We start from the raw sequence: 22,691 nt of genomic DNA on the forward strand, positions 1-22,691 counted from the left end.
TTTTGAGCAGTGTTCCGGACGCGGTCGCTCACGCGGCGATCCGCTCGGCGGTGTCCGCCGTGATGCCCTTCGTCGAGGCGATCACATTCTTCAGCTTCTTGGACAGCGCCTCATAGAACATGCTCAGCGGAAACTCGTCCGGAAGCACGTCGTCCACGAGCTTGCGCGGGGGCTGGGTCAGGTCCAGGGCGTCCGGGCCCTTGGCCCACTTGGAGCCGGGGTGCGGGGCGAGATAGGTGGAGACCAGCTGGTAGCCGGCGAACCAGTGCACCAGCTTCGGGCGGTCGATGCCGTCCCGGTACAGCTTCTCTATCTCGGCGCACAGCTGGTTGGTGACCTGGGGGGCGCGCTCCCAGTCGATGGAGAGCTTGTTGTCGGTCCAGCGGACGACGTCGTGCCGGTGCAGGTAGGCGAAGAGCAGCTGGCCGCCGAGGCCGTCGTAGTTGCGGTTGCGGTCGCCGGTGACCGGGAAGCGGAACATGCGGTCGAAGAGGACCGCGTACTGCACGTCACGGGCCTGCGGGACGCCGTCCGCCTGGAGCTTGACGGCCTCCTTGAAGGCGGTGAGGTCACAGCGCAGCTCCTCCAGGCCGTACATCCAGAACGGCTGGCGCTGCTTGATCATGAAGGGGTCGAACGGCAGGTCGCCGTGGCTGTGGGTGCGGTCGTGGACCATGTCCCACAGCACGAAGGCCTCTTCGCAGCGCTTCTGGTCGTGGACCATCGCGGCGATGTCCTCGGGCAGCTGAAGGCCCAGGAGCCCGACGGCGGCCTCGGTCACGCGGCGGAAGCGGGCGGCCTCGCGGTCACAGAAGATGCCACCCCAGGAGAAACGTTCCGGCGCCTCGCGGACGGCGATCGTCTCCGGGAAGAGGACGGCGGAGTTGGTGTCGTAGCCCGAGGTGAAGTCCTCGAAGGTGATGCCACAGAAGAGCGGGTTGTCGTACCGCGTGCGCTCCAGCTCGGCCAGCCAGTCCGGCCAGACCATGCGCAGCACGACCGCCTCCAGGTTGCGGTCCGGGTTGCCGTTCTGCGTGTACATCGGGAAGACGACCAGGTGCTGGAGGCCGTCGGCGCGGTTCGCGGCCGGGTTGAAGACCAGCAGGGAGTCCAGGAAGTCCGGCACCTGGAAGCCGTCCTCGGCCCAGCGGCGGAGGTCCCTCACCAGCGCCTGGTGGTAGGCGGCGTCATGCGGAAGGAGCGGGGTGAGCTGCTCGACCGCGCCGGCGACACGCTCGACGGCCGCGACGGCGTCGGCCCGCTCCGGCGCGCCCTCGGCGTCGAAGTCGATCGATCCGTCCTTCGACTGCCATGGCCGGATGTGCTCCACGGCATCCTTGAGCACGGGCCAGGCCGGGTGCTCCACCACCCTGGTCAGCGGAGAAACCTGGTCCTCCGCACCCGACTGCACAAGAATTTCCGTCATGTCCCATCCTCCACAGGAGAACCTCGCGTATGGACACCGTATGCATACCCGGTTTCTCTCAGCAAGACCGGGATCGGGAAATTATTCTGTCTACCCCCTTGGTCACCGATGTTTTTCCTGTCGTAAACCGTGACGACGCTCACTTCGGCGACAACATGCGAGCCGGGGACGGTCATGATCCGATGGATACCGGCCGGCGGGCGGCCGTCCGGGTGCCGGATGCCCGGTGCAGCCACGGGTTCAAGGCGCGGCCCGGCCACTAGGCTGCGAGCCTGCCGCGTGGACGACGACGTCCGGTACCGGGCCCGTCGGTCCGCGCGTCGCCGAGCCGCCGTCGACGGAAGCGAGTTGAACCTTGAACTTCCTTACCATCGGTCACCGCGGTGTCATGGGCGTCGAGCCCGAGAACACCCTTCGTTCCTTCGTCGCCGCGCAGCAGGCCGGCCTGGACCTGATCGCACTCGATCTGCATCTCAGCAAGGACGGCGCCCTGGTCGTCATGCACGACGCGGAGGTGGACCGTACGACCGACGGCTCGGGACCGGTCGCCGAGAAGACCCTTGCGGAGCTGCGCGCCCTGGACGCGGGCCGCGGCGAGCGGGTGCCGGTGTTCGAGGAGGTCCTGGAGGCGGTGGACACGCCGTTGCAGGTCGAGATCAAGGATGTCGCGGCGGCGCGGGCACTGGCCGAGGTGATGCACGCGCGTGACCTGACCGCGCGGATCGAGGTGTCCTCGTTCCACGACGAGGCGGTCGCCGAGATCGCGCGGCTGGTGCCGGGCGTGCGCACCGCGCTGGTCGCGAGCCGGTACGGCACCGACGTGGTGGACCGAGCCGTCGCCGTGGGTGCCGCCACCGTGTGCCTCGACATCCGCCGGCTCACCCTGGAGATCGTCGAGCACGCGCGCGCTTCCGGGCTGCGGATCGTCGGCTGGGTGGTCAACACGCAGGACCATCTGCGGCTGGTCCGCGCCCTGGAGCTGGACGGGGCGACGACCGACTATCCCGAGATCAAGCGCACGGGCCGCTTCACCGCGTGACCCAGGCGTCCGGGCCCGCGCCCGGACGCCTGCCACGACGTCACACCAGCGGCTTGACCAACACCTCGAACCGCAGGTCGGCGCGGCGCGGAACGCCGAAGCGCTCGTCGCCGTACGGGAACGGCTGCGTCCGGCCCGTACGGCGGTAGCCGCGGCGCTCGTACCAGGCGATCAGGTCCTCCCGCTGGGAGATCACCGTCATCTGCATCTCGGTGACACCCCAGGTCTCCCGGGCCAGGCGCTCGGCCTCCGCCATGACGGTCCTGCCGAGGCCCGCGCCCTGCAGGGCGGGGCTGACCGCGAACATGCCGAAGTAGGCGTGGGCGCCACGGTGTTCCAGCTGGCAGCAGGCGACGATACGACCGTCCCGCTCGACGGCCAGCAGCCGGCTCCCGGGGGCCTTGATCACCTCCAGCACGCCCTGCGGATCGGTCCGCTGCCCCTCCAGGAGGTCCGCCTCGGTGGTCCACCCGGCCCGGCTGCTGTCCCCCCGGTACGCCGACTCGATCAGCGCGACGAGGGCGTCGACGTCGGCGTCGGTGGCATCCCGGAAGGCGAGTCCGGTGGCGAGGGTGTCCATGGTGCGGTCTCCGATCTCGGGCGTGGCTGAGCCACGGACGAGGGTAACCCTGCCGCTAGGCTCCCCCCGCATGGTGCATGTACTCAGCAGCCGGATCCTGCTCCGGCCCACCGACCCCGAGCGCTCCCGCGCCTTCTACGGCGAGCAGCTGGGGCTGTCCGTCTACCGCGAGTTCGGTACCGGCCCCGAACGCGGCACGGTCTACTTCCTCGGCGGCGGCTTCCTGGAGGTGTCCGGCCGGTCCGAGGGGCCGCCCTCGCCCGCTGTCCGGCTGTGGTTGCAGGTCGAGGACGTGAAGGCCGCGGGCGAGGAACTGCGGGCGCGGGGCGTCGAGATCGTCCGGCCACCGGTGCGGGAGCCGTGGGGCCTGGTCGAGATGTGGATCGCCGATCCGGACGGCACCCCGATCGTCCTGGTGGAGATCCCGTCGGACCATCCACTGCGGTACCGGCCGGGGATCTAGGACGACCGACGGGTACGGGGCGGGTCGGGTCGGCGGGGCCGGTGTTCCCGGCCGCGGTCCGTGCGGGGCCGGTTCGTGGAAGCCCCGCGTCGAGGAGGCGTTTCGGTCGCGGCCGTGTCCTCGGCGGGCTCGCCGGCCGGCACCCGGTCCGTCCCGCACAGCCGCAGCCAGTCGGCGGCGGGGCCCACGGGCTCGACGTGCGGGTCGGCGATGTCGGCCAGGCCGGTGCCGCGCGCGTGGCGTTCGGGGCGGGCCAGGGAGATACCGGTCTCGACGTAGCCGTGCCCGCGGCCGTGCGGGCGGTGAAGCGGGTGCCGCACTGCCCCGGCGTGCGCTCGACCGTGCCCCGGGGCACGGCTCGGGCCCGGACAGGTCGGCCGTACGGGCGAGGAGGATCACCTCGGTGTCCCCGGTGTGCCGGAATCCGGAGCGCTCGCAGAGGCCCGGACGTGCGGCCGGGGTCGGGGCGGGCCGTACACGACCGGGGCGGGCAGGTCTCCGCCGGGCGCGCCGGACCCGGCCCCGTCAGCGGGCCGGGCAGGCCGGACAGGCACGCATCAGCGGGTCGGCCGCCTGCCCGGTGCCCGGCCGGAAGGCGGCGGGCGGATGCCGGAGGAACCGGCCGATCTCGCCGACGTCCCGGTGGTGCGGGCCGACCTCCTCGTCGGCGCGGTACCGCTTCAGGCGGGCCGCCGCGACGACGTGACCGCGCTCCTCGGCGACGAGCGCGATCCGCTCGCCCACCCGTGGATCGGTCACGAACTCCTCGGGCATGAGTGGCCTGCGGTCTCGGAAGGGATCGGGAGGGCCGCCGTGCGATGCGGTACGAGGCCGGTGCGGGCGGGACGGAGCGGCGTACTCCGGCTCGTAGCCGTACGGTGCGCCCGGCGGGGCCTTGCCGGCCGCTGTCGGACAGGCTTCACGGTCTGCCGCCGCCCTTCCGGTCCCCACCGGAGACCTGACCCACCATCATGACGAGGAGACCGGCGAGGAGAAGCACGGCGCCGATCAGCGTTGCCGAGGGCCGGGCGCCGGAATCACCGATCAGCAACCCGAAGACCAGTTGCCAGCACAGCGCGAAGGCCACCACCAACTGACCCCAGCCGTAGGTCCGCGGGGCACGAACATGGCGCCGGTTCATGGGGAGTACCCAGCCGCTGGTGACCGCCGCGACGCCGGAGGCGGCGATGAGGAGCGCCAACAGGACCAGAGGCACGGCGATATACAGCTTCACGGCTTCTCCCCCCTGCGCACCGGGCCCACGCCCGACGACAGCCTGAGCATGGCACCGGACCACCATGCGGGACCAGGCGGGGGCCACGCGGATCGACCTCGATCACGCGGCTTCCGCCCTGGATATGACATATGTGGCATGTGTGAGAAACTGGCGAATATGGCATCTGGTGCTGGCGGGTTCATCGGAACCCTCGGCTGGAAGGGATCAGACAGGCGAGAGGAGCGCATCATGATCGCCAGGCTGCTCGGCAAGCTGTCCTTCAGCCGCCACTACGGCGCGTACGGGGCCCACGAGTGGGACGCGTACGCCGGTGACGACCGCTGACGGCACTCCCGGCGGGCGCCCCGGGCGTCCGCCGGCTCTGAGCCGCGCTGCCGACGACACAGGCCAGGACAGGTGCGAAGGTCGGGGACGATCTCATGGGCCGGATGAATGTGCCGCCGCGGTTGCCGGGGGGCGGCTTCGCAGCCTGGAGCCGTGACCGGCTGGCCGTGGCACGCCGTGGTGCTGACGAGTGCGGGGACGTCTGGCAGCTGGAGCCGGGTGTGTACGTAGCCGCCACGGCCGCACCGTGCGAAGCGGTGCTGCGCCGTGCGGAGGACTTCCCCAAGGCGCCCTCGCCCCTCTTCCCGCCGTTGAAGGGGTCGAACCGGGCGCCGACGGCTGAGGAGCGCGCGCACGCCCACGCCGCCCGCATGCGCGGCCTGCGCGCGCAGGCGGTCGCGGCCCGGGTCGGCGAGATCGCGCCCGGAGCCGCATGCTTCGCGGAGCAGTGGCCCACGGGCCAGGACGTCGAGGTCCTGCCCGCGGCCCGGCACGCCCTGGCGGAGATCGGCGTCCGCTACCTCTTCTCCGAGGACGCTCCGACCCTGCTGCCCTTCGCCGCACAGCTCTTCCTGGCCCGGGAAGTGCTCGCACGTCCCTCCCGCTGGGAATGGCCGCGGTGGGTCCCCACACCGGCACGGCGGTTCCGCACACGGCAACAGGCCGCCTTCACCGAGGCCTTGCGGCCCATCGTCCGCCGGCGCCGTTCGTCGGGCCGGCTCGGCGACGACGTGCTCGGGCAGATGCTCCAGCCCTCCGCCCGCTACGGCCCGCTGCCGGAAGAGACCGTCCTCGACACCCTCCCGGGCATCACCGTCGCCACCTTCGAGGCGCCCACCCGGGCAGCGGGATGGATCCTGCTCCACCTGGCCCGGCACCCGCGGGCCGCGGACCGGGTCGCGGCCGAAGCCGCCTCGCTGCCCGCGGACCCGGCCGCGACGACCAGCGCCGACCTCGACGACCTGCGGTACACCCAGGCACTGGTACGCGAGGTTCTCCGGCTGCACCCCCCGAGCTGGCTGCTGACCCGGCGGACCGCACGGCGGACCGAGCTCGCCGACTACACCATCGACGCCGGGTCCACCGTTCTCGTCTGTCCCTACACCGCGCACCGGGACGCACGGGAACACGCCGAGCCGGACGAGTTCCGGCCCGAGCGCTGGCTCGACGATTCGGGTTCGCCGGCGGACCCCGGGGCGTTCCTCTCCTTCGGCACCGGGCCGCACGGCTGCGAGGGAGCCGCTCTGGCCATGACGATGCTGACGCTCCTGACCGCGCACACGGCCCGCTGCCACCGCCTGAGCGAGCCGCCCGGACCACCCGGCTTCCAGGTCACCACCTTCGAGGGGCTCGCGACCGCCGGCTTGCGCCTGCGTGCCACCTCGCGTGTCCCGGAGCGGTCCCGCTTCCGGTGACCTGCGCGCTCGTCACGGTTCGTTCGTCCACGGTCAGCCCGCCGTGTGCCGCCGGCCGAACTCGTCGGCGAGCAGGCCCATCATGACGAGGTCGTGGTACCGGCCGGCGAAGAAGACGTGTTCCCGCAAGCGCCCCTCCTCGGTGAAGCCGAGACGGCGTATGAGTGCCAGCGATGCCTCGTTGTGGGCGAAGACCACGGCCAGACACTTGTGGTAGCGCCGCTCGGCGAACATGAAGCGCAGCAACAATGTCAGGGCTTCCGCCGCGTAGCCCCGGCGCCGGTGCTCGGCACCGATCATGACGTCGAATTCGAACCAGCCCGAATGACGGCCGGTGCGGTGCGAGGCGACCGTGCCGACCAACTCTCTGCCGGCCGTCGTCTCGACTGCCAGCCGGAAGCGGTCGCCGTCGTACTCGGTGACGGCTTGCTGCTTCGCCCAGGCACGGTAGCTCTCGGCGGACCGAGGCAGGTCCAACCGGCCCCCGCGCCGCCCGTCGTCGTCGGCGAAGCGCGCGAACGCTGCCCAGTCGTCGGGCTCGATGGCACGCAGGCGTACCCGTTCACCGGTCCAGGACGTTGCCATGCCCGATTTCAACACGCCACGGTGCGCGCGGGGACGAGAGGCACGCCGGGACGGGTACGGCCCACCGTTCCGGGTCCCACCGCTGGGCGCCTGTGGCCTCGGCCCGCCGTCTGTGGTGCCGTCGGCGTGCTAGCCGGGTGTACCGACCCGCAGGCCGCTCATCCGGCCCTCCAGGCGGCTGAGCAACTCGGCGAGGAGGCCCGCGAGTTCGCCCTGGCCCGCCGGGTCGAGGACGGACAGTACGGCCGTCTCGTAGGCGAGTTGCTCGGGGAGGATGCCGTCGACCAGGTCGCGGCCGGTGTCGGTGAGGCGGACGTGGGCCACGCGGCGGTCGCGGGTGTCGCCGCGCCGTTCCACCAGGCCGCGCTCGGTCAGCTGCTTGATCCGCTTGGTGACGGCGGCGCCGGAGGAGAAGGTCTCCCGGGCCAGCTCGCCCGGGGTCAGCTCGTGTCCGGTGCGGCGGAGCGCGCCGAGCAGGTCGAACTCGGCGCGGCTCAGGCCGGCCCGGCGCAGCGGGGCGTCCTCGGCCTGCTGGAGCAGGGCGGAGCAGCGGTTGATCCGGCCGATGATCTCCATGGGTCCGGTGTCCAGCTCGGGGTGGACGGCCCGCCACTGGCGGACGACGGCGGAGACGGTGTCGCCGCGCCCGGGGTCGGTGCCGGGCCGGGTGCCGGTCGCGTCGCTTCCGGGCGTCGGTCCGCCGTTCGTCGCCGTCATGGCCGTATGTCCTCCGTCGTCCTGCCCGGGTCCTGGACCCGGTCCCGTTCCTGGTCACGGCCCGGGGCCTGGTGGCTGTCCCGGTCCTGCGGCACGAGGCCCTGACGCCGTACCGTCGCCGCGAGCGTACGGTGTCCGGTCTGCTCGGTGAGCACCACCCGCTCCTCGGGCAGGGCGCGCTGCCACCACTCGCCGGCGGCGGCGTCGGCCGTGGCGCGCAGATCGACCAGGGCGGCGGCGAGGGCGCGCCGGGCGGAGTCCAGCGCGCGGGGCTCGGGGTGCGGCTCGGTGAGCAGGCGGGCGGCGTGCTCGCGGGCCCGCTCCGCCGTGCTCAGCGCGCGCTCCAGGCGGTCGCCCGCGCGGCGGTTGGTGACGGCGACGGCGGCGACGAAGCCGACCAGGGCACCGACGAGGGTGTCCGCGATCCGGTCGGTGATCAGCTCGGTGGCGTCCTGGGTACGGGCGAACTCGGTGATGAGCAGGGCCATCGGGGTGACGCAGACGCTGCCCAGCCAGTAGTTGCGGCCGATCAGCGCCTCGGCGCCGAAGTTGAGGGCGAGGCAGCACAGCACCAGGGCGGCGGGGTGCAGATGGGCGAGCGGGGCGAGCGCGGCGAAGAGGAGGACGCCGAGGAGGTTGCCGACGACCCGCTGGACGCCCCGGTTCCAGGTGAGGGTGACGTTGGCCTGGTAGAGCGAGGCCGCGGTGACCAGCGCCCAGTAGGGGCGGCCGACGCCGAGGGCGAGGGCGGCGTATCCGGCGAGGGCGCAGCCGAGCGCGGTGCGCACGGCGAGCGGGGCGAGGGGAGCCAGGCGGTGCCACGGCGAGCGCGGCGGCAGGGCCTGTTCGGCGGCCAGGCCGAGGAGTTCGTCGGCGGACTCGCGCGGCGCCTCGACGCGCGGGACACGGCCGGTGCCGCGCAGGTCGCGGGCCCAGGCGCGCAGCCGGGCGGGGTCGGTGTCGGCGGGCGCGGCCAGGGCGACCTCGGCGCGGACGAGGAGTTGTTCGAGGGCGCGCCGGGTGCGGTCGGGGCGGGCGCCGGCGGCGAGCAGCGACTGCCAGGCGGCGTGGATCGCGGCGGCGGTCGCCGCGCGGGCCCGGGCGTGGCCGTCGGCGGTGCCGCGCGTGTCGGCGTACGCGGCGGCGGCGTTCAGGGCCTGGGCGGTGGCGCGGCGCTCGGGCCCGTGCGGGCGGAGCAGCCCGGGGGCCATGCCGACCAGCCAGGCCCAGGCACCGGCGGCCAGGGCCAGCCCGACGTGCCCGGGGACCTGGCCGGGGGTCTGCGGTGCGAACAGCGAGGCCGAGGTGATGAAGGTGAGGACCACGTTGCCGGGCGGTCCGATCCGGGTGGCGTCGCACACGGTCTTCTGGACCGCCGCCAGGACGGCGCCGACGGTGACGAGGACGACGGCGTTCGCGGTGAGCGCCGCGGCGAGCAGGGAGACGGCGAGGCCGCCGACCATGCCGAGCACGACCCAGGCGAGCGCGCGGGCCCGGGCGGCGTAGGGCCGGTTGTGGCCGTAGAGGGCGCACAGGGAGCCCGCCATCGTGTACATCGCGAGGTCGAGGCGGCCGAGTGCGAGCAGGGTGAGGTTGGGCGGGGCGACCGCGGCCACCACGCTCAGCGCGGGCTTGAACCAGATGTCGGAGGGGCGCCCGAGGCGGAGGGTGGTGGCGAGGGGAAGACGGTGGGGGGTCGCACTGCTCATATCATCAATTTAGCATGTGTTTTACTCGTGAAACAATCTGGCGGAGGCCCTGGTCACCGACCGTGCTCCCCTGCATGCTCCCCGTGTACACCCTTGCGCTCGCGTGCGCTCCGCCGGCGGTGGGCATCGCACCCTCGACCGACCGTCGAGCGTGGAGGTGCGCGTGCACGGACCGGTGTCGATCGCCTGGCTGCTGGTCGCGCTGTGCGCGCTGACCGGGGCCTACTGCCTGCTGCGGATGCGCAGCGGTGTCGAGGAGCAGCGCCGGGCCGCGGGCGGCGAGGCGCTGATGGGCTTCGGCATGGCCGCGATGGCCGTCCCGGCGGCGGTGTTCACCCCACCGAGCTGGGCGTGGCCGGTGTACGCGGCCGTGTTCGGCGCGGCGGCCCTGCGCGCGCTGTGGGCCGCGCGCGGCGCCCGGCACCATCTGCACCATCTGGTGGGCAGCGCCGCGATGGTCTACATGGCGGTGGCGATGGCCGCGTCGCCGCCCGCCGCCCACCACGGGCACGGCGGCACCGGCGTGCCGCTGCTGACCGGCGCGCTGCTGCTGTACTTCACGGGCTATGTGCTGCTCTCCGGCGCCCGGCTGGTGCCCGCCCCCGCCTCCGCGGGCGTGGGCGTGGGCGGCCCGGCCCACTGGGGCGACCGCCCCGAGCTGGCCCGAGCCTGCCGGCTGTCGATGGGGATCGGCATGGTGGCGATGCTGCTGGCGATGTGACGGCCGGGCTCTGCACGGCGCCCGCCCGCACGTCGGCGTCCGGACCCACTGCTCGCGCCGCTTGGGCGCCGCGGACGGTACGGCTGAGCGCCGCGCGCTCATGGCGTGCTGACCATGATGGTCCCCGTGGCCCCGCTGCTGCTCGGCGCCCCGCGGGTGTGGCTGGGGTACCCCCACCGGGGAAGCATCGGGGCCGCCGTCCTGTTGTGCCGCGTCCTGCCGACGCCCCTCGGCGCGGCGGCGGCCTGCGGAGTCCGGCGATGCCGGTCCGGGACGTCGTACGGGCCCGGGCGCGACGGCGTGCGCGGCGCGCCGAACCGCTCGTCTGGAGGCTGCCCGGCGCAGGCGCCCCGGCTCGCCGTCACCTCGACCGCGTAGCGCCGCCTGAAAGGCACGGCAATGGGACGCGTCGCTCGCGCACGAGCAGGGACACACACAGGCCCGGGACGGCCGGATCCCGGGCGGTCCGACCGCGCCGAACTCGGCGAGGAGCGGGGCGTGTCCGGTCCCGGTCCGCCTCCGCACGCTCGCGTCCCGCACCGTGTGCGGCGCCCGCCAACGGGACGGGACCGGTTGCCGCCCCTGCACAGACCCCACCCGACACCACCACCCCGGCCGCCGCCCCTGCACAAACCACGCCCGGCAGCGACCGCCGCGCGGGTGCCGGGGCCGCGGGCGCTGGGCTGATGCCGTTCACCTGACGGATCTCGCCCACCGACACCGGGGCCACGGCAGCCCCGCCCCACCGGGACTTGGCCACGGCACCTCGCTTCCACCAGGATCACGGCATGCACCAGCGCCCCTCCGCTCCCCCGTCGCCCCCCGCCCCCGAGCCGCCGACGACGCTCCGCAGAGCCGCCCGCGTGGCCACCGCTCTCGGCGCCTGCTTCCTTGTGTTGCTGGTCCTCGTCGCCCTGCGCTGGCACCCCCTGATCACCGTGGACGGCGGCATCTCCCGGACCACCCACCGCTGGGCGGTCCGCGACCACGAGCTGACGCATGTCTTCCGGGTGCTGACGGACTGGGTGTGGGACCCGACCACCATGCGTCTGGTCTGCGCCGCGGCGGCGGTGTGGCTCGTCTGGCGGCGCGCGGCCTGGTGGACGGCGCTGTGGCTGGGAATCACCTGCGCGGTGGCCACGCTCGTGCAGCAGTTCGTGAAGGCCGTCGTCGGCCGGCCCCGCCCGGTCTGGCCGAACCCGGTCGACTCCGCGCACTACGCGGCGTTCCCGTCCGGTCACGCGATGACCGCCACCGTCGTCTGCGGCCTGCTGCTGTGGCTGCTGCACCGCCACGGCCCACGCCCCGCCCTGTGGCGTACGGCGGTGACGGCGGCGCTCGTCTCGGTGGTGGGCGTGGGCGTGACCCGGGTGTGGCTGGGCGTCCACTGGCCCTCGGACGTGCTCGGCGGGTGGCTGGCCGGCGCGGCGCTGGTCGCGGCGGCGGTGACGGTCCACGAGTGGCCACGCGACGGCCGGGCATGGCCGTCGCGCGGCCGGTAGAGTCCGGCGCATGGCCGCCGTGCTGTTCGACTTCTCCGGGACGCTGTTCCGCGCCGAGTCCGCCGCGTCATGGCTGCGTGCGACGTTGGACGAGACCGGTCACACTCTGCCCGAGCCCGAACTGGCCGCCACCGCCCGGGCGTTGGAGGCGGCCGGCGCGCTGCCGGGCGGTGCGGAGCCGGCGGAGCTGCCGGCGGACCTCGCGGCGGTCTGGGCGGCGCGGGACGAGAGCGCGGCGCTGCACCGGGCCGCCTACACGGGCCTGTCCCGCCGGGTGCCGCTGCCGGATCCCGGGCTGCACGACGCCCTGTACGAACGGCACATGTCCCCCGCCGCCTGGACCCCGTACCCGGACGCCGAGAAGGTGCTGCGCGCCCTGCGCGTGCGCGGGATCGGCGTCGGCGTGGTCAGCAACATCGGCTGGGACCTGCGCCCGGTCTTCCGGGAGCACGGACTCGACGCGTATGTGGACGCGTACGTGCTGTCGTACGAACACGGGGTGCAGAAGCCGGATCCGCGGCTGTTCGCGGTCGCCTGCGAGGCGCTCGACGCCGATCCGCGGCGGGTGCTGATGGTCGGCGACAACCGGGCGGCGGACGGCGGCGCCACCGCGCTCGGCTGCCGGGTGCACTTCGTGGACCACCTGCCGGCGGCCCGACGCCCCGACGCGCTGCTGCCGGTACTGGATCTCGTCGGCTGAGCGCCGACGCGAACCGGCACGCCGCACCGTCCGTCTGAGACGATCCCCCGCGTCGCCCCAGACGGACGGCTGTTCCGGGCGGGCCCCGGGCATGGGCGTACCCGCTGCGTTGAGTATAGTTGGCTGGCAGCCAGTCAACGCAGGAGTTACAGAATGTCCCCGCGCAGCGCCTCGGTCAATGAAGAATTGCGGCGGCGTTCCCGGGAGCGGCTGCTACAAGCCGCCGTGGAGTTGGTCGGCGAGCGCGGGTTCGAGGCCACGACGCTGGGCGACATCGCGGACCGGGCCGGTTCGGCGCGCGGCCTGGTGTCGTACTACTTCCCCGGCAAACGCCAGTTGGTCCAGTCCGCCGTGCACCGGCTGATGCACCGGACGCTGGAGGAGGCGCTGGAGCGGGAGCCGCGCACCGAGGACGGCCGGGAGCGGCTGGCCCGGGCGATCGACGCGATCCTGGGCCTCGCCCGGGACCGGCCCGTGCTGATGCGCCAGCACATGGCGGGCCTGCTCCAGGCCGAGGGCTTCGTGCAGTGCCCGGAGCAGCGCCGGCTGGCGGAGCTGCTCAGCGACACCGTCGCCCGGTACGGCGCGCAGAACGTCTCGGCCGACTACCCGATGCTGCGGGCCCTGTTGATGGGCGCGGTGTTCGCGGCGCTGGTACCGGGCGTGCCGATGCCCGTACCGGTGCTGCGGGCGGAGCTGTTCCAGCGGTACGGCCTCGACCGGGAGATGGGTGTGCCTCCCGAGGGCGATGCGGGGGCGGGGCTGGAGGATCTGTCCCGGTTCTTCGCCACGGAGGAGCGGCCGGACACGCCCTGACGGGGTCCGGCCGCTCGGTCAGCGCCGGGCGTGACGGGGTGCCAGAAGGCCCGCGTCCCGTGCCTGGGCGATCAGCCGGAGGGCGCGCCGGCGACCGCGTCCGGTCGCGTTCATCACGGCGAGCACCGGGTCGGCGCCCTCGTCCTGTGCCGCCCGGTACTCCCGCGCGACGAGCCGGCGGCCCTCGGTGCCACGCGGCCAGGACGGCCGGGCTCGGCGTACGACGGCGTCGCCGGCGTCCGGCTGGGGTTCCCCGGCCGGAGGGCACCCGGTGTCCGGGGGCGCGCCGTCGTCCGCGTCCCCCGTATCCGCGCCGCACACCAGGTCGTCGCGCACCGGGTCCGCCCCGGCATCGACACCGCAGGCCGCGAACAGCGGCCCCTCGATCCAGTCGGCGAGCGCCGTCAGGTCGGCGAGGGACAGGGCCGGCTCGGCCTGGACGTCCTCGATGGAGACACGACCCGCGCTCACCACGGCCAGGGCGTCGACCCGGGCCCCGTCGGGGAAGGCCAGCCGGACCTGGAACCAGGAGGTGACGCCGCCGTGCTCCCGCACCTGCCACGCGGGCCACACGGAGACCGCGCCATCCTCCGCGTTCCGATCGGGAAGATCAAGAAAGGATGCTTCTGGCACCCACGCAACGTAACGTCGTGATCACACCCGGACGTATGGACACGCACCCGGGTCACCCCACCGGCCCCTGCCGCCGGGGCCCCCGCGGTGCCATGCTGGAGCCGTCGCCACACCCTCCTTCGGGCGAGGAGTACCGCTGTGCTGCGTGTCGCCGTCGTCGGTTCCGGGCCGAGTGGGTGTTACACCGCCCAGGGCCTCGTTCAGCGTGATCCGGAGGTCCGGGTGGACGTCCTGGACCGGCTGCCGTGTCCGTACGGCCTGGTCCGCTACGGTGTCGCCCCGGACCACGAGAAGATCAAGTCCCTTCAGAACAGCCTGCGGACGGTGCTGGAGCACGAGCGGGTGCGGTTCCTCGGCGGGGTCCGGGTGGGCGGCCCCGGCGGGCTGCCGGCACGGCGGCTGAGGGGGATCTACCACGCGGTGGTGTACTGCGTGGGCGCGGCGACCGACCGCCGGCTGGGGATTCCCGGCGAGGACCTGCCGGGCAGCTGGTCGGCGACCGAGTTCGTGTCCTGGTACAGCGCGCATCCGGACGCGGTCGACGCGGGCTTCCTGCGCGGGGTGCGCTCGGCGGTCGTCGTCGGGGTGGGCAATGTCGCGGTGGACGTCACCCGGATGCTGGTCCGGGGTGCGGCGGAGCTGCGGCCCACGGACATCCCGCAGGCCGCGCTGGACACGTTGGCGGCGAGCGGGCTCACCGAGGTGCAGATGGTGGGCCGGCGCGGTCCCGCACAGGCCCGTTTCACCACCAAGGAGCTGCGCGAACTGGGCGGGCTGCCGGACACCGACGTGATCGTGGACAAGGCCGAGCTGGCGCTCGACCCGGCCGATCCCGGTGCGCTGCCGGCGGGGCCGCGCCGCAATGTGGAGGTGCTGCGCGACTGGGCGGCACGGCCTCCCGCGGTGGCCGCCACGCGGCGGATCCGGCTGCGGTTCTTCCTGCGGCCGGTGGAACTGCTCGCCGACGGCGGCCGGGTGGGTGCCGTGCGCTTCGAGCGGACGGCACCCGACGGCGCGGGCGGCGTGACCGGCACGGGCCGGTACGAGGACGTGCCCGCCCAGTTGGTCCTGCGCTCGGTGGGCTATCGCGGGGTGCCGCTGGAAGGGCTGCCGTTCGACCCGGCGAGCGGCACCGTCCCGCACCTGGAGGGCCGGGTGCTGCGCGACGGCGTCCCCTCCCCCGGCGAGTACGTCGCCGGGTGGATCAAGCGCGGTCCGACCGGGGTCATCGGCACCAACCGGCCCTGCGCCAAGGAGACGGTGACCTCGCTGCTCGCGGACGCTCCCGCGCTCGGCCGCGCGGACGTGCCGGAGGAGCCGGTCGCCGCCCTGCGGGCGGCGGGCGTCGAGCCCGTGCCCTGGGCCGGCTGGCTGGCGATCGAGCAGGCCGAGGCCGAGCTGGGGGCGCGGCTGGGGCGGAGCGTGGTCAAACTCTCCGACTGGGACGCGCTGCTCGGGGCGGCGCGGGTGCTGTCGTAGCGCGGCTGTCCGGGGGCGGGCAGGACACACACCGGCAACGGGCCGGAAATCAACAAACTGTTCAAGGCGCCTACGGTCTCGTCCTGTCCGCATGCCACTCCCCACCCGCCGCTGATGGAGATTCCATGGCCACGACCGCAGACGTGCACCCCGTCGACGAGATACCCCCGGTACGACAGCTCGCCGCCTTCGGGTTGCAGCACGTGCTCGCGATGTACGCCGGCGCCGTCGCCGTGCCGTTGATCGTGGGCGGCGCGCTGAAGCTGTCGCCCGCCGACCTGGCGTATCTGATCACCGCGGACCTGCTGGTGTGCGGCATCGCCACGCTGATCCAGTGCGTCGGCTTCTGGCGGTTCGGGGTCCGGCTGCCGATCATGCAGGGGTGCACGTTCGCCGCCGTGTCACCGATGGTGCTCATCGGGACGGCGGGGGGCGGACTGCCCGCGATCTACGGCTCGGTGATCGTCGCCGGGCTGGCCATCATGCTGCTCGCGCCGCTCTTCGGCCGGCTGCTGCGCTTCTTCCCGCCGCTGGTGACCGGCACGGTGATCCTGATCATCGGGGTCTCGCTGCTGCCGGTCGCGGGCAACTGGGCGGCGGGCGGCGCCGGGGCGAAGGACTTCGGGGAGCCGAGGAACCTGGCACTGGCGGGCTTCGTGCTGGCCGTGGTGCTCGGCGTGCAGCGGTTCGCACCCGCCTTCCTCTCCCGGATCGCCGTGCTCCTCGGCATCGCGGCCGGTCTGGCGGTCGCCGTGCCGTTCGGGTTCACCGACTTCAGCGGGGTCGGGGACGCCGACTGGGTGGGCGTCAGTACGCCGTTCCACTTCGGGGCGCCGCGATTCCGCTTGTCCGCGATCGTGTCCATGCTGGTCGTCGCCCTGGTCACCATGACCGAGACGACGGGTGACCTGATCGCCGTCGGTGAGCTGACCGGGCGGAAGGTCGAGCCGCGCCCCCTCGCCGACGGGCTGCGCGCGGACGGCCTGTCGACCGTGCTGGGCGGGGTGTTCAACACCTTCCCGTACACGGCGTACGCGCAGAACGTGGGCCTGGTCGGCATGACCCGGGTGCGCAGCCGCTGGGTGGTGGCGGCGGCCGGCGGGATCCTGGTGCTGCTCGGTCTGCTGCCCAAGCTGGGCGCGGTGGTCGCGGCGATCCCGGCGCCGGTGCTCGGCGGGGCCGGCCTGGTGATGTTCGGGACGGTCGCGGCGAGCGGGCTGCGGACGCTGGCCCGGGTCGGCTTCAAGGGCAACGACGACCTGACCGTGGTGGCCGTCTCGGTGGCGATCGGCCTGCTGCCGGTGGGCGTGCCCACGGTGTACGCGAAGTTCCCGGACTGGTTCCAGACGGTGATGAACAGCGGCATCAGCGCGGGCTGCCTGTCCGCGATCGTGCTGAACCTGCTCTTCAACCACCTTCCGGTGAAGCGGGGTTCAGCCGCCGGCGCGCAGTCGGCCGGACTGCCGGTCGGCGGCGGCGAGGAGGCTGTCGAGCAGCCCCGGGAAAAGGCCGTCTAGATCGTCCCGGCGCAGGCCGTTCATCTTGGCCGTGCCCCGGTAGACCTGCCGGATGACCCCGCTCTCCCGCAGCACCCGGAAGTGGTGCGTGCTGGTGGACTTGGTGACCGGCAGGTCGAACTGCGAGCAGGTCAACTCCGCTTCCCGTACCGCGAGTTCGCGCACGATCTGGAGCCGCATCGGGTCGGAGAGCGCGTGCAGCACGGACTCCAGCCGGATCTGTTCCCGTTCCGGATGCGGCAGCGCACGGCCGGCGGTGGCGGTGTCGGTCACCACGACTGCCCCTTCCTCGCAAGAAGCTCGACTGTCTGCATTGTACGAGAGCCATCGTAGTTTGACATCCATCGTAGTACGAGGAGTACCGTACGAACCGATCAGCGGTCCGTGACGAATGGAGTACGTCGTGAGTGCGCTCTTCGAGCCCATCACCCTGCGCGAAGTGACCATCCCGAACCGGGTGTGGATGCCCCCGATGTGCCAGTACTCGGCCGACCCGGAGGGGCCGCTCACCGGTGCTCCGAACGACTGGCACTTCGCGCACTACGCGGCGCGGGCCGCCGGCGGCACCGGCCTGATCGTGGTGGAGGCCACCGCGGTCTCGCCCGAGGGCCGGATCTCCCCGTACGACCTCGGGCTGTGGAACGACACCCAGGTGGAGGCCTTCCGCCGGATCACCCGCTTCCTCACCGCCCAGGGCACCGTGCCGGCGGTCCAGATCGGCCACAGCGGCCGCAAGGCGTCCACCGACCGGCCGTGGAAGGGCGGCGCGCCCGTCGGACCGGAGGCGCACGGCTGGCAGCCGCTCGCCCCGAGCGCACTGCCGTTCGACGAACGCCACCCGGTCCCCAACGAGTTGACGATGGACCAGATCACCGAGGTCGTCGGCCAGTTCACCGCCACCGCGCGCCGGGCGCTCGCCGCGGGGTTCGAGGCCGTCGAGATCCACGGTGCCCACGGCTACCTGATCAACGAGTTCCTCTCCCCGCACTCCAACCACCGCACCGACGCCTACGGCGGCTCCTACGAGAACCGCACCCGGTTCGCCCTGGAGGTCGTGGACGCCGTGCGGGAGGTGTGGCCCGCGGACAAGCCGGTCTTCTTCCGCGTCTCGGCCACCGACTGGCTCCAGGGCGGCGGCTGGACCCCCGAGGACACGGTCCGCTTCGCCCGCGACCTGCACGCCCACGGTGTCGACCTGCTCGACGTCTCCACCGGCGGGAACGCCGCCGGCGTCTCCATCCCGACCGGGCCGGGCTACCAGGTCCCGTTCGCCGCCCGGGTGAAGGCCGAGACCCCGATGCCGGTCGCCGCGGTGGGCCTGATCACCGAGCCCGAGCAGGCCGAGAAGATCGTGGCGAACGGCGAGGCGGACGTGGTCCTGCTCGGCCGGGAACTCCTGCGCAACCCGTCCTGGGCCCGCCAGGCGGCACGCGAGCTGAAGGCAGGGATCCGGGTCCCGGACCAGTACCACCGCTCGGTCTGAGCCGGGGCCGCCGGGCCGGTTCCCCGGCCCGGCGGTGCGGGTCAGACCGGCAGCAGCCGCCCGACGGTCCGCTCCAGCCGGGGCAGTGTGCGCTGGCCGGCCAGGGCGAGGACGATCGCGGCCACGACACCCGCCCAGGCGACCGGGCCGAGCGGGGTGCAGCCGAAGACGCGGCTGATGCCCGGGGTCTGGACCACGGCCACCAGGGCCAGCGCCGAGCCCAGCGAGGTGATCTGCACCAGGCGGCTGTCGCGCCGGTCCAGCAGGGTCTGCACCAGCTGGGTGCCGACCACCCCGCACAGCGCCATGGTGCTGGAGCGGCGGGCGGTGCCCGGTGTGAAACGGCCGATCAGCCAGGCCGCGAGCGCGCCCAGGCAGGTGGTCAGGGCCCGGTGCCGGATCTGCCGCAGCAGGGGATCGCCCAGCACTCCGGCGGCCTCCTCCACATGGCCCAGGTCCGCCTCGCCCTCCTTCTCGGTCACCGCCACCGCCATCGACGGGAACAGGTCGGTGAAGAGGTTCACCATGAGCATCTGCCGGGTGGACAGCGGCGCCCGGCCGGACAGCAGCGTGCCGAGGATGCCGAACCCGACCTCGCCCGCGTTGCCGCCGATCAGGATGGCGATCGCGTCGGCCACGCTGTGCCACAGCGCGCGGCCCTCGCCGACCGCGTCGATCAGCACCGTCATGTCGTCGTCGGTCAGCACGATGTCCGCGGCGTTGCGCGCGGCGGCCGACCCGCGCGCGTTGATGCCGACGCCGATGTCGGCCGCGCGGATGGCCGCGGCGTCGTTGGCGCCGTCGCCGACCATGCCGACCACCCGGCCCGCGTCCCGCAGCGCCTCCACGACCTGGAGCTTCTGCTCGGGCGCCACCCGGGCCACCACGCCCGCGTCGCGCAGCATCCGGGCCCGGGACGCGCGGTCGGCCGCGGCCAGCTCGTCGCCGGTGACCACCACGGTGTCCTCCGGCCAGCCCAGGTCGGCGGCGATGGCCCGCGCGGTCTGCGGATGGTCGCCGGTGAGCATGACCGGTCGTACGCCCGCCGCGTTCAGCCCGTTCACCAGCGCCGTGGAGGTCTGGCGCGGTACGTCGGACAGCGCCAGCAGACCGATGAACTCCAGTTCCTGAAGCGGCTGTTCGAGGGCGTCGGACTCCTGCTCCCCCGCGCCGAGCCGGCGTTCGGCCACCGCGAGGACCCGCAGACCGGCCCCGGCCAGCGTGTGCGCGGAGTCGGAGGCGTGCGCCGGCAGGCCGGGGCAGGCGGGCAGCACGGTCTCCGGGGCGCCCTTGACCACCAGGACGGCCGGGCCGTCCCCGCTCCGGCCGACGGCGGCGGCGTACCCGCGCGCGGCCTCGAACGGCAGGTCGGCGAGCTGGGTCCAGTCGGGGTCGGGCGGCGCCGCGGTCAGCACGGCCTCGTCGGTGGCGTGCACCGGCCGGTCGGAGTCGCCGTTCAGCCGCGGGCAGGCCCGCGCGGCGGCCCGGATCGTCTCCTCGGAGCCGGCGTCGTCCACCGCGCGGACCGTGCCCCCGGCGTCGGAGGTGCGCACCAGCCGCAGCCGGTTCTCGGTGAGCGTGCCGGTCTTGTCGAAGCAGATGGTGTCCATGCGGCCCAGCGCCTCCAGGGTGCGCGGGGTGCGCACCAGGACACCGCCCCGGCTCAGCCGCCGAGCGGCCGCCAGCTGCGCGACCGTCGCCACCAGCGGCAGCCCTTCCGGTACGGCCGCCACGGCCACCGCCACCCCGCCGCTGACCGCCTCGCGGATCGGGGTGCCGCGCAGCAGCGCCAGCCCCGTCACCGCGGCGCCGCCCGCCAGCGTCAACGGCAGTGCCTTGCGGGTGAGTTCCTGGAGCCTGGCCTGGACGCCGGCGGCCGGGGGCGTACGGGCGGCGAGGTGCACGGCACGGGCGGCCTCGGTGCGGTCGCCGGTGTCGACGACGATGGCCCGGGCGTCGCCCGCCACCACGGTCGTGCCCTCGAAGAGCATGCACCGCCGGTCGGCCACCGGGGCGTGCGGGGTGGGGTCCGTCTGCTTCTCCACCGGCAGCGACTCCCCGGTCAGGGCGGACTCGTCCACCTCCAGGCCCTCCTGCCACAGCAGCCGGGCGTCGGCGGGCACCACGTCGTCCGTCTTGAGCTGGATCACGTCGCCCGGCCGGAGCTTGCCCGCCTCCACCGTGCGGGTGCCGCCGGCCGGGGCCTCGGTCTCCGGCGGCACCAGGCGCGCCCTCTGCTTCTGCTCCGCGACGAGCCCGGACAGCGCCCGCTCGGCCCGCAACCGCTGGATGCCGCCGACCAGGGCGTTCAGGTCGAGGGCGCCGACGACGAGCAGCGCGTCCATGACGGAGCCGAGGATCGCCGACGCGGCCGAACCGACGGCCAGGACCGGGGTGAGCGGGTCCTGGAGTTCGCCGCGGACGGCGCGGCCGAGCCGGTAGGACCAGCGGGCGGGCGCAATGACCGGATGCCGGCCGACGCCCTCGGCCGCCTTGCGCATCCGGGTGCCCAGCCCGCCGAACGGGCCGGTCTCGGCGGCCGGTTCGTGGGCCAGCCGGTCACGGGCCTCGTCCGGGTCCAGCTCGTGCCAGTGCACCCGGGGGCGCGGGTGCGGGGAGCGGGCCGCCGCCACGCCCAGTGCGGACCGCATCCCGGACAGCAGGGCCAGGGCGGCGCCGGCGTCGACGGGTGCGTGCCGGAGCCCCGGCAGCACGGACCGGCGGCCACGTCCGCCGCCGGACTCGCCGACGGCGACGAGCAGCCCGGACAGCGCGGCACCGGAGCGGGCCAGGGTCTGGGCCCGGTGGCCGACCCGGCGGGCGGCCGGGACCGCGGTCAGCACCCGCCACACGTCGGGCAGGCCGTGCAGGGCGAGGATGTCCGCGCCCCAGACCACCGCCGCGTCCCGGTCGGTCAGGGCGAGCGCGACATCGGCGGCCCGCAGGGCGTCCAGCACGTCGTGCTCCTCGGCCGTGCGGACCCGGGCGGCCACCAGGACGGCGCCCTCGTCGCCACGCGCCTCGTACACGACGTCGTCCAGCGGCCTGCGGGCGTCGACGACCTGGTCGGCGAGGCCGGTGAAGTCCTCCAGGGCCGGGTCGTCCACGAGGACGACCCGGAGCCCGGCCCGGCGGGCCGCGTCCAGCACCGGTTCGGCCCACGGGTCGGCCTCGCCTTCCTCCGTGCGCAGCGCACTCGGGTGCAGGACGACCGTGCCGGCCATCTCCAGCTGGCGCAGCCGCTCCGGGGCGCGGACCAGCACGCCGGTGCGGGCCAGGGCGGCGCTGAGCACGGCGTGGAAGGCGGCGGGACCGTAGCGGGCGGCCTTCGGGGAGCCGGCCAGCACCGCTTCGGCCGCCTCGGCGCCGTCGTGCTTGACCAGGAGGGTGGCCGCCGCGCCCAGGAGGCTGCCGGCGGAGGCGTGGGCCGCGTACTCCTGGGCCGGGGAGACGCGCAACGGCGGGCGCGGCGGGCCCTGCGCGGCGAGGCTGACGCGGTCGGGGGCGCACAACTGGTCGTGCACGGCGTCGAAGGCGGCCGAGCGGGCCACCGTCTCGGCGACCTGGCAGGCCCGCAGGGCGCCGTCGAGCACCAGGGAGGTGGGGGTCTGGCCGGCGCCGTGCACGGCGGCGTTCGCGCAGGCCAGCAGGAGGTCCATCCCGGAGTCGCCGAGCCGGGCGCGCAACCATGCGCGGGAACGCGGGTTCTCCCGCAGGAGCGTCACGGCCGCGGTCACCACCCGGGGCGAGGGCGGCAGCCGCAGCGCGTACGCGGTCAGCGCCACCGCGATCCCGGCGCCGTCGGCGGCGAGCGTCGCCACCGCCGCGCGCACCCCGGCCGGGTCGGCCGGGTGCGTGGTCTCCTCCACGTCCGCGCCCTCAAGGACGAGCCCGTGCCGCTCGGCGAGGGCGGCCGCGTGGTCCAGGACGCGGTCGGCGGCCTCCTCCTCGGTCACGGTCACCACCAGGCGGGCGAGTCCCTGGTCCCAGTAGGCGACGAGTACGTCGGGGTGCTCCGCCAGCGCCTCGGCCATCCGGCGCGCCAGGTGTTCGGTGCCGCCCGCGCGCCGCGCCTGCTCGCGTTCCAGGGGCCGTACCGCCAGGTGGGTGCGGGCCCCGGCCCGCCAGTGGTCACCGGAGCCGGGCAGCGCGTTGCGCGCCACCCGCCCCACACGCGCGGCGGCGTCCAGGCCCCGCACACCGGCGCGCGCGGTTCCGGCGGCGACACCGGCGGCCAGTCCGACCGCCGGAACCGCCGGTGCCGCCGCCCGCGCGAGCAGGCGCTGCGCCGTCGGCAGCCAGCGGGCGGCGGGCGACGGCGCTGTCGGCAGACCGGGCACATGAC

At 74.2% G+C, this 22,691-nt stretch carries 21 protein-coding genes; 10 read left to right on the plus strand and 11 right to left on the minus strand.

Features of this window, described 5'->3' with window-relative positions; all coding sequences use genetic code 11:
• Nucleotides 1–28: 28 nt before the first annotated feature.
• Nucleotides 29–1,426: a DUF6421 family protein gene (locus tag IE273_RS31630; RefSeq protein WP_189818596.1), complete on the minus strand. Its 1,398-nt coding sequence runs from the start codon at nucleotides 1,424–1,426 to the stop codon at nucleotides 29–31.
• Nucleotides 1,427–1,781: 355 nt separating this feature from the next.
• On the opposite strand from IE273_RS31630, the gene IE273_RS31635 reads away from it, so the two are divergent.
• On the plus strand, nucleotides 1,782–2,465 hold the full coding sequence (locus tag IE273_RS31635; protein WP_189818597.1) for a glycerophosphodiester phosphodiesterase: 684 nt from the start codon (nucleotides 1,782–1,784) through the stop codon (nucleotides 2,463–2,465).
• Nucleotides 2,466–2,505: 40 nt separating this feature from the next.
• On the opposite strand, the gene IE273_RS31640 is transcribed toward IE273_RS31635, so the two are convergent.
• Nucleotides 2,506–3,045, minus strand: coding sequence for a GNAT family N-acetyltransferase (locus tag IE273_RS31640; RefSeq protein ID WP_189818598.1), 540 nt, complete (start codon nucleotides 3,043–3,045; stop codon nucleotides 2,506–2,508).
• 70 nt (nucleotides 3,046–3,115) lie between these two features.
• Between IE273_RS31640 and IE273_RS31645 the strand changes: the two genes are divergently transcribed.
• A complete protein-coding gene (locus IE273_RS31645; RefSeq protein WP_014671156.1) occupies nucleotides 3,116–3,508 on the plus strand; it encodes a VOC family protein in 393 nt (130 codons plus the stop codon).
• On the opposite strand, the gene IE273_RS31650 is transcribed toward IE273_RS31645, so the two are convergent.
• From IE273_RS31650 to IE273_RS31660, 3 genes are all read right to left on the minus strand, one after another.
• Nucleotides 3,505–3,828: a hypothetical protein gene (locus tag IE273_RS31650; protein ID WP_229887744.1), complete on the minus strand. Its 324-nt coding sequence runs from the start codon at nucleotides 3,826–3,828 to the stop codon at nucleotides 3,505–3,507. The two genes, IE273_RS31645 and IE273_RS31650, sit on opposite strands and share 4 nt — an antisense overlap.
• A 205-nt stretch (nucleotides 3,829–4,033) precedes the next feature.
• Nucleotides 4,034–4,267, minus strand: a complete 234-nt coding sequence (locus IE273_RS31655; protein ID WP_189818599.1) for a hypothetical protein — start codon at nucleotides 4,265–4,267, stop codon at nucleotides 4,034–4,036.
• Between the two features lie 160 nt (nucleotides 4,268–4,427).
• Nucleotides 4,428–4,742, minus strand: coding sequence for a hypothetical protein (locus IE273_RS31660; RefSeq protein WP_189818600.1), 315 nt, complete (start codon nucleotides 4,740–4,742; stop codon nucleotides 4,428–4,430).
• Between the two features lie 494 nt (nucleotides 4,743–5,236).
• Between IE273_RS31660 and IE273_RS31665 the strand changes: the two genes are divergently transcribed.
• Nucleotides 5,237–6,484: a cytochrome P450 gene (locus IE273_RS31665; protein ID WP_229887746.1), complete on the plus strand. Its 1,248-nt coding sequence runs from the start codon at nucleotides 5,237–5,239 to the stop codon at nucleotides 6,482–6,484.
• 33 nt (nucleotides 6,485–6,517) lie between these two features.
• Here the strand turns inward: IE273_RS31665 and IE273_RS31670 are convergent, their stop codons facing one another.
• The 3 genes from IE273_RS31670 to IE273_RS31680 form a co-directional block, all read right to left on the minus strand.
• The gene (locus IE273_RS31670; RefSeq protein WP_189818601.1) at nucleotides 6,518–7,069 is read right to left on the minus strand and encodes a GNAT family N-acetyltransferase; all 552 of its coding nucleotides are present in this window, start codon (nucleotides 7,067–7,069) and stop codon (nucleotides 6,518–6,520) included.
• Between the two features lie 129 nt (nucleotides 7,070–7,198).
• Nucleotides 7,199–7,786: a MarR family winged helix-turn-helix transcriptional regulator gene (locus IE273_RS31675; RefSeq protein ID WP_189818602.1), complete on the minus strand. Its 588-nt coding sequence runs from the start codon at nucleotides 7,784–7,786 to the stop codon at nucleotides 7,199–7,201.
• The gene (locus tag IE273_RS31680; RefSeq protein WP_189818603.1) at nucleotides 7,783–9,495 is read right to left on the minus strand and encodes an FUSC family protein; all 1,713 of its coding nucleotides are present in this window, start codon (nucleotides 9,493–9,495) and stop codon (nucleotides 7,783–7,785) included. Before IE273_RS31680 ends, IE273_RS31675 begins: the two co-directional genes overlap by 4 nt.
• Before the next feature lie 163 nt (nucleotides 9,496–9,658).
• On the opposite strand from IE273_RS31680, the gene IE273_RS31685 reads away from it, so the two are divergent.
• The 4 genes from IE273_RS31685 (at nucleotide 9,659) to IE273_RS31700 (ending at nucleotide 13,234) form a co-directional block, all read left to right on the plus strand.
• Nucleotides 9,659–10,216, plus strand: coding sequence for a DUF5134 domain-containing protein (locus IE273_RS31685; RefSeq protein WP_189818604.1), 558 nt, complete (start codon nucleotides 9,659–9,661; stop codon nucleotides 10,214–10,216).
• A gap of 788 nt (nucleotides 10,217–11,004) precedes the next feature.
• Nucleotides 11,005–11,718 (plus strand): phosphatase PAP2 family protein, encoded by a 714-nt coding sequence (locus IE273_RS31690; protein WP_229887749.1) that lies wholly within the window; start codon nucleotides 11,005–11,007, stop codon nucleotides 11,716–11,718.
• A gap of 10 nt (nucleotides 11,719–11,728) precedes the next feature.
• Nucleotides 11,729–12,418: an HAD family hydrolase gene (locus IE273_RS31695; protein ID WP_189818605.1), complete on the plus strand. Its 690-nt coding sequence runs from the start codon at nucleotides 11,729–11,731 to the stop codon at nucleotides 12,416–12,418.
• A 153-nt stretch (nucleotides 12,419–12,571) separates the two neighbouring features.
• Entirely contained in the window at nucleotides 12,572–13,234 is a 663-nt protein-coding gene (locus IE273_RS31700) for a TetR/AcrR family transcriptional regulator (protein ID WP_189818606.1), read from the plus strand.
• 18 nt (nucleotides 13,235–13,252) lie between these two features.
• Here IE273_RS31700 and IE273_RS31705 read toward each other — a convergent pair whose 3' ends face one another.
• A complete protein-coding gene (locus IE273_RS31705; protein WP_189818650.1) occupies nucleotides 13,253–13,807 on the minus strand; it encodes a DUF6214 family protein in 555 nt (184 codons plus the stop codon).
• 198 nt (nucleotides 13,808–14,005) lie between these two features.
• Between IE273_RS31705 and IE273_RS31710 the strand changes: the two genes are divergently transcribed.
• Nucleotides 14,006–15,346 carry an FAD-dependent oxidoreductase gene (locus IE273_RS31710; RefSeq protein ID WP_189818607.1) on the plus strand — a complete coding sequence of 447 codons (1,341 nt, stop codon included), beginning with the start codon at nucleotides 14,006–14,008 and terminating at the stop codon, nucleotides 15,344–15,346.
• Nucleotides 15,347–15,471: 125 nt separating this feature from the next.
• A complete protein-coding gene (locus IE273_RS31715; protein ID WP_189818608.1) occupies nucleotides 15,472–16,863 on the plus strand; it encodes a nucleobase:cation symporter-2 family protein in 1,392 nt (463 codons plus the stop codon).
• Here IE273_RS31715 and IE273_RS31720 read toward each other — a convergent pair.
• A complete protein-coding gene (locus IE273_RS31720; protein ID WP_229887756.1) occupies nucleotides 16,780–17,136 on the minus strand; it encodes an ArsR/SmtB family transcription factor in 357 nt (118 codons plus the stop codon). The two genes, IE273_RS31715 and IE273_RS31720, sit on opposite strands and share 84 nt — an antisense overlap.
• A 130-nt stretch (nucleotides 17,137–17,266) precedes the next feature.
• Between IE273_RS31720 and IE273_RS31725 the strand changes: the two genes are divergently transcribed.
• Entirely contained in the window at nucleotides 17,267–18,346 is a 1,080-nt protein-coding gene (locus tag IE273_RS31725) for an NADH:flavin oxidoreductase/NADH oxidase (RefSeq protein WP_189818610.1), read from the plus strand.
• A gap of 41 nt (nucleotides 18,347–18,387) precedes the next feature.
• On the opposite strand, the gene IE273_RS31730 is transcribed toward IE273_RS31725, so the two are convergent.
• Complete coding sequence (locus IE273_RS31730; RefSeq protein WP_189818611.1) at nucleotides 18,388–22,686, minus strand: cation-translocating P-type ATPase; 4,299 nt, start codon at nucleotides 22,684–22,686, stop codon at nucleotides 18,388–18,390.
• Nucleotides 22,687–22,691: the final 5 nt, after the last annotated feature.

Origin of the sequence: Streptomyces olivaceoviridis (assembly GCF_014650115.1) — a bacterium.
GTDB lineage: Bacteria > Actinomycetota > Actinomycetes > Streptomycetales > Streptomycetaceae > Streptomyces > Streptomyces olivaceoviridis.